Annotated in this window: 6 protein-coding genes; 4 read left to right on the plus strand and 2 right to left on the minus strand. The window is 73.3% G+C overall.

Translation table 11 applies throughout. The annotated features are described in order from the left end of the window. Positions 1 to 54: 54 nt before the first annotated feature. The 4 genes from CBZ_RS18665 to CBZ_RS18680 are packed head-to-tail and all read left to right on the plus strand — an operon-like array spanning position 55 to position 4,063. A complete protein-coding gene (locus CBZ_RS18665) occupies positions 55 to 1,026 on the plus strand; it encodes a carbohydrate ABC transporter permease (protein ID WP_130782964.1) in 972 nt (323 codons plus the stop codon). A gap of 17 nt (positions 1,027 to 1,043) precedes the next feature. Continuing rightward, on the plus strand, positions 1,044 to 1,952 hold the full coding sequence (locus CBZ_RS18670) for a carbohydrate ABC transporter permease (protein ID WP_130782965.1): 909 nt from the start codon (positions 1,044 to 1,046) through the stop codon (positions 1,950 to 1,952). Positions 1,953 to 1,955: 3 nt separating this feature from the next. Then, the gene (locus CBZ_RS18675; protein WP_246013541.1) at positions 1,956 to 3,308 is read left to right on the plus strand and encodes an arabinan endo-1,5-alpha-L-arabinosidase; all 1,353 of its coding nucleotides are present in this window, start codon (positions 1,956 to 1,958) and stop codon (positions 3,306 to 3,308) included. Next, positions 3,305 to 4,063: a YesL family protein gene (locus tag CBZ_RS18680; RefSeq protein WP_130782966.1), complete on the plus strand. Its 759-nt coding sequence runs from the start codon at positions 3,305 to 3,307 to the stop codon at positions 4,061 to 4,063. The genes CBZ_RS18675 and CBZ_RS18680 overlap by 4 nt, the downstream gene beginning before the upstream one ends. Positions 4,064 to 4,095: 32 nt before the next feature. Here the strand turns inward: CBZ_RS18680 and CBZ_RS18685 are convergent, their stop codons facing one another. Both CBZ_RS18685 and CBZ_RS18690 read right to left on the minus strand, forming a co-directional pair. Then, complete coding sequence (locus CBZ_RS18685) at positions 4,096 to 4,545, minus strand: hypothetical protein (RefSeq protein ID WP_130782967.1); 450 nt, start codon at positions 4,543 to 4,545, stop codon at positions 4,096 to 4,098. A gap of 11 nt (positions 4,546 to 4,556) precedes the next feature. Continuing rightward, complete coding sequence (locus CBZ_RS18690) at positions 4,557 to 5,456, minus strand: hypothetical protein (RefSeq protein ID WP_130782968.1); 900 nt, start codon at positions 5,454 to 5,456, stop codon at positions 4,557 to 4,559. Positions 5,457 to 5,628 lie beyond the last annotated feature (172 nt).

The following is a 5,628-nucleotide window of genomic DNA, read 5'->3' on the forward strand; positions in this document are numbered from 1 at the left end:
GGCGGGGACGCCCCCGCACGACACCGCGGGGCCCCCGCAACGAAGGAGCCTGGGATGGCGCGCACCGCGACCGTCGAGAACCCGCCCGAGGCGCCCGGCACGACCGGCACCTCCCCCGCGCCCGGGACGCGCTCGAAGCGCGACATCCTGCGCCTGCACCGCACCGAGCACCGGTGGGCCGCGATCTTCGTCGCCGCACCCGTCGTCGGCTACCTGCTCTTCACGCTCTACCCCATCGGCTTCGCGGTCTACGCGTCGCTGACGAGCTGGAACGGCCTCGGCCCGATGCGCTTCATCGGGTTGGAGAACTACGTCGACCTGCTGGCCGACGAGTACTTCCACAAGGCGCTGTTCAACACGTTCTTCTACATGATCGGCATCCCGATCGGGCTCTTCCTGTCGCTGCTGCTCGCGCTCGCGCTCAACCGGAAGATCCCCGGCCGCACGGCCTTCCGCACGATCTACTACGTGCCCGTCATCTCGTCGCTCGCGGCCATCGCGATCGTCTGGCAGTTCGCGTACAACGGCGACTTCGGCCTGGTGAACCAGGTGCTCGCGTGGTTCGGCATCGAGGGCCCGGACTGGCTGCAGAACACCGCCACCGTGAAGCCCGCGATCATCATCATGGCGATCTGGAAGGGCCTCGGGTACTCGACGCTGCTCTACCTGGCGGCCATCCAGTCCGTGCCCGCCTCGCTCCTGGAGGCTGCGGCCCTCGACGGCGCCAACGCGTTCCAGCGCTTCCGGTCGATCATCCTGCCGATGGTCCGCCCCGTGACGTTCTTCCTCGTCGTCACGAACGTCATCGCCGGGTCGCAGATCTTCACCGAGATCAACATCATGACGCCCACCGGCGGACCGGAGTTCAGCTCCGCGTCGGTCGTCTGGTACATCGTCCGCAAGGCGTTCAAGTACCAGCAGATGGGGTACGCGACGGCCATGTCGATCGTGCTCGGGATCCTCGTCCTCGTCATCACCGTCATCCAGTTCCGCCTCAACCGGCGCAACAGCTTCGCGATCGACTGAGGCAGGGAGACACCGCCATGACCCAGAACGCCACCCTGCCCCGCCTCGCGCGCCCCGCCGCGAAGCCCGAGGGCCGCGCCCCCTCCTCGCGCACCCGCTCGCGTCGCACCGTCGACGTCGTCACGGTCGCGATCCTCGTCCTCGGCTCGGCCGCGATGCTCGCGCCGCTGCTGTGGATGCTCTCGACGTCGCTCAAGACGAAGACCGAGGTCTTCGCGCTGCCACCCGTGTGGATCCCCGAGGCGCCGCAGTGGGACACGTACGTCCGCATGTGGACCGAGGCCCCGATCCTGTCGGGCTTCATGAACAGCCTCATCGTCGCCGGCACGGTGACCATCGTCGGCTCGTTCACCTCGGCGCTCGCCGCGTTCGCCCTCGCGAAGCTGCGGCTGCCCTACAAGAACGTCATCTTCATCGGGCTGCTGTCGGGCCTCATGGTCCCCTACCCGACGATCATGATCCCGCAGTTCGTCATGTTCTCCCGGCTGCACTGGGTCGACACCCTGCTGCCGCTGATCGTGCCGCTGCTGTTCGGCAACATCATCATGATCTTCTTCCTGCGGCAGTACCTCGAGTCGGTGCCCGACTCGATGATCGAGGCCGCGAAGATCGACGGCGCGTCCTACCCGCAGATCTTCCGCATCATGATCCTGCCGATGATCCGCCCGGCGATCGCCGCCCAGTTCATCCTCTGGTTCATGACGATCTGGAACGACTACCTCGCGCCGATCCTCTACCTGAACACCCCCGAGCGGCAGACCCTGCAGGTCGTCATCGCCAACCTCAACGTGGAGTTCGCCACCCAGCGCGACTACCCGCTGATCATGGCCGCGTCCTTCGTCGCGCTGCTGCCGATCCTCATCGTCTTCCTCATCTTCCAGCGGCAGATCATCGAGTCCGTCGCGCTCACCGGCACGAAGGGCTGAGCCGTGACCCTGCTCGACCCGGTGCCCGACCCCACGACCGGTCCGGCGCCCGACCCGGCGACGCCCGACACCAGCACCTGGGGCGGACGGCACGCGCACGACCCGACCGCCGTGCGGGACGACGACGGCACGTACTGGCTGTTCTCGACCGACGCGTACGCCGACGGCCCCGTCCGGGCCGGCGTGCAGGTCCGGCGGTCCACCGACCTCGTCACCTGGGACTTCCACGGCTGGGCGCTGCCCGGCGTGCCCGCCGACGGCGCCGCGTGGACCGGCGCCGAGGGCCTGTGGGCGCCCGAGGTCGTGCGGGTCGGCGACGAGTGGCGCATGTACTGGTCCGCGTCGACGTTCGGCTCCCGCACCTCCGCGATCGGGCTGGCCGTCGCGCCGCACCCGTCCGGGCCGTGGGAGGACCGCGGGCTCGTCGTGACCTCACGGCACGACGCCGACGGCCCGAACGCGATCGACGCGAACGTCGTCGTCGACGGCGACCGGCACTGGATGGTCTACGGCTCGTTCTTCGGCGGCATCCACGTGCTCGAGCTCGATCCCGCGACCGGCGGCGCGCTCGACTCGCCCGGCCCCGGCCGCCCCGCGTGGGGCCCGGGCTGGCTCGTCGCGCGGCGGCCCCGGTCCGTCGAGGGCGCGATCGAGGGCGCGTTCGTCCTGCCCCGCCCCGGCGGCGGCTGGGCGCTCGTCGTGTCGTACGACTCGCTCTTCTCGACGTACCACGTGCGCGTCGGCGTCTCCGACTCCGTGACCGGCCCGTACGTCGACCGAGCCGGACGCGACCTGCGCGACCTCGACAGCGACCCCACGGTCGTCGGGACGCCCGTGCTCGCCGGGCACCGCTTCGCGGGCGGCCGCACCTGGCTCGCCCCCGGGCACGCGTCCGTCCTGACCGACGGCGACCACCAGCTGCTCGTGCACCACGTGCGCGACGGCGACGACCCGACCCGGCACGAGGTGCAGGTCCGCCGGCTCGTCTGGACGGACGACGGCTGGCCGCTCGTCTCCCCCCAGCCGTGGGCGGGCGACGCGGAGTCCGACGACGTGTCGTCGTGGCCCGCCGACGTCGCCGACCTGGCCGGCACGTGGGAGGTCGTGACGTTCGAGCCCGGTGCGGCGAGCGGCGTCACCGCGTCGCGGCCCGTCGAGGTCTGCGCCGACACGCTCACCGGCGTGCGGTCGCTCGGCGCGGGCCGGTTCGTCCGGGACCCCGCCGGCGACGGCTCACCGTCGTTCCACGCGGTCGTCTTCCCGTCGCGCGACGCGGTCGGCGGCCGCCCCGCGCTCTCCTTCGCGGGCACCGACGACACGGGCCGCACCGCCTTCGGGACGCGGACGGCAGGATGAGCGTCGTGCCCGTCGACGACCGCGACGTCCCCGCCCGCCACGCGCCTCCCGCGCGCCCGCGGGGGGACGGCACGGCCCCGACGGGCACGACCGGTCGCGCCGGCGACCATCCCGGTACCGGCGGCGAGACCGACGGTCAGGTCGGCGGCTGGGCCGGGCGCGTCATGGGCGTCCTGCGCGTCGTCACGCAGGTCGTCGGGATCAACGCGCTCGTCCTGCTCGGCACCCTCGCCGGGCTCGTCGTCCTCGGCCTGTTCCCCGCGCTCGACGCCGGCGGGCGGCTGCTGGCGCGCCTCGTCGCGGGCGAGCCGTCCGAGCACCTGTGGCGCGAGTTCTGGTCGGCCTACCGGTCCGGCTGGCGCCGGCTCAACCTGCTCGGCGCCCCCGCCTGGCCGGTCGGAGTCCTGCTGTACCTCGACCTCGCCGTCGTCCGGTTCGCGCAGGGCCCGGTGTCTGCCGTCCTCACGGCCCTGGTCCTCGCCCTGGGCGCCTGGTTCGCGGTCGTGGTCGTCACGCTCGTCGCGGTCGCGCGCCGCTACGACGAGCCCTTCGGCCGCACGTGGCGATTCGTCGCGCTGTTCCCGCTGCTCTCCCCGGGCGTCTCGCTCGGGGTGCTCGTCGTCCTGGCCGCCGTCACCGTCTCGGTGCTCGCCCTGCCGGTCCTCGGCCCCCTCGTCGGTGTCGCGCTCCCCCTGCTCGCGACCGGCTGGCTCGTCGACCACCGCCTCGACCAGCTGGACGCGCGGACGGTCTGACCCGGCGTCGCCCGACCCGCCTGCGCCTCGGCTCAGCGCACCTCGACGGTGACCTCGTCCGACCGCACGGAGCCGCGCCACACGCCCGTGGGCAGGCCCGCGTCGCTGTCGTCCTCCTGCTCGGCGCCGGCACCACCACCGCCCGCGCCGCGGTAGGTCGCCACCACCCGGTAGGCACCCGGGGCGTCGACCGGGTGGTAGTCGCCGAGGTCGACGGTCGTGCCGACGTGCACCGTCGGGCGCAGTGTCGCCGTGTGCTCGCCCCGCGCCCGCCCGAGGTTGACCCGCGCCGCGAACGGCACCTCGTCACCGTCGGGCCCGACGACCGCGAAGGCCAGCTCGCCCGGGCCGTGCTCGGCGCTCACCGCGAGCCGCGCGTTGACCGTGACGTCGTCGTCCCCGTCGTTGACGAGCAGCACCCGCACCGCGAGCACCGCCTCGTCGTCCTGCACGGGCTCGACGACCAGCCGCAGCGTCCCCATCGGTCCTCCCCTCACCGCACCGGGCTGAAGCCCAGCCGCACGTCTGGCCCCACGGCCTGCCGCACGATCGCGTGCGCAGCAACATAACGGTCGTTGAGCGCGCGGCGCCCGGCGCGGTCGACGCCGATCCAGTGCTCGAAGTGCAGGCGGCGCCAGACCTCGCGCATCTGACGCGCATCGGCGAACAGGCCCGTGGTGCGCGACGTCTCGACCTCGCGCAGGTAGGCGTCGACCTCCTGCCGCTCGACGAGCCAGTTGTTCTGCCCGTGCAGGGGGTCCGCAGCGGAGTTGATCCGCTGGAACTGCTCGACGTGCCGGTACTCGTGCAGGACGCTGCTGTACAGCACCGCGAGTCCGCTGCGGAACGCGGCCGGACCCAGCCGCACCCGGCTCGGGTTGGCGACGCGCGCGCCGTTCACGAGCCGGAACCCGGGCGGCATGACCGCGCCCTCGCCCGCGAGGCCGGCGTCGTACCGCATGCGCCCGTTGCGCAGCAGGTCACGGTTGATCGTGCCGTCCTCGACGAGCGCCCCCACGACGAGGTCGAGCGCCTGCTGCCGACGGTTGAGCCGGAGCGCCTCCCGCACCTGGTTCGCGACCGCGAGCGTGAGTCCCGGCGAGGCGGCGTCCTCGATGAACTCGCTGAGGTCGACGGCGGGCGCAGGTGCGGGGGCGGGCGCCGGGCCTGGTGGGGCGGGCTGGCGCTGGGCGACGAGCTCCCCGACGACCGCGTTGCCGACGGCACGCTGCAGCGCGACGAGCTCGGGCGGCGGGAGCCGGTCCGGGGCGGCGCGGGCGTGGTCGACGCCGGTGGTCAGACGTGCCTGCGCGTCGTCGTGGACGGCAGGTGCCGGACCGGTGTGCCGGGTCCCGCGGTCGCGCTCGCGGCGGGCTCGGTCCCGTTCGCGCATGGCGGCCTCCCCGGGGCGGGACTCGGCTCACGACCGTGCCAGAGCGGCCCGACGGGCGCGTGCCCGGTGGGACCGTCGTGGGGGCACCGGCCGGTGCCCGTCCGGCCCCCGCCTGGCCCCCGCCCGGCCCCCGCGGCTCGGCGCGGCTCGGTGCGGCTGCTAGCGTCGGCGG

This window comes from Cellulomonas biazotea (genome assembly GCF_004306155.1).
Classification (GTDB): domain Bacteria; phylum Actinomycetota; class Actinomycetes; order Actinomycetales; family Cellulomonadaceae; genus Cellulomonas; species Cellulomonas biazotea.

What these genes read in the sequence shown, in the direction of transcription:
- CBZ_RS18665 (WP_130782964.1), top strand. Translation starts at nt 55, where the DNA reads ATGGCGCGCACCGCGACCGTCGAGAACCCGCCCGAGGCGCCCGGCACG.
- CBZ_RS18670 (WP_130782965.1), top strand. Translation starts at nt 1,044, where the DNA reads ATGACCCAGAACGCCACCCTGCCCCGCCTCGCGCGCCCCGCCGCGAAG.
- CBZ_RS18680 (WP_130782966.1), top strand. Translation starts at nt 3,305, where the DNA reads ATGAGCGTCGTGCCCGTCGACGACCGCGACGTCCCCGCCCGCCACGCG.
- CBZ_RS18685 (WP_130782967.1), bottom strand. Translation starts at nt 4,545, where the DNA reads ATGGGGACGCTGCGGCTGGTCGTCGAGCCCGTGCAGGACGACGAGGCG.
- CBZ_RS18690 (WP_130782968.1), bottom strand. Translation starts at nt 5,456, where the DNA reads ATGCGCGAACGGGACCGAGCCCGCCGCGAGCGCGACCGCGGGACCCGG.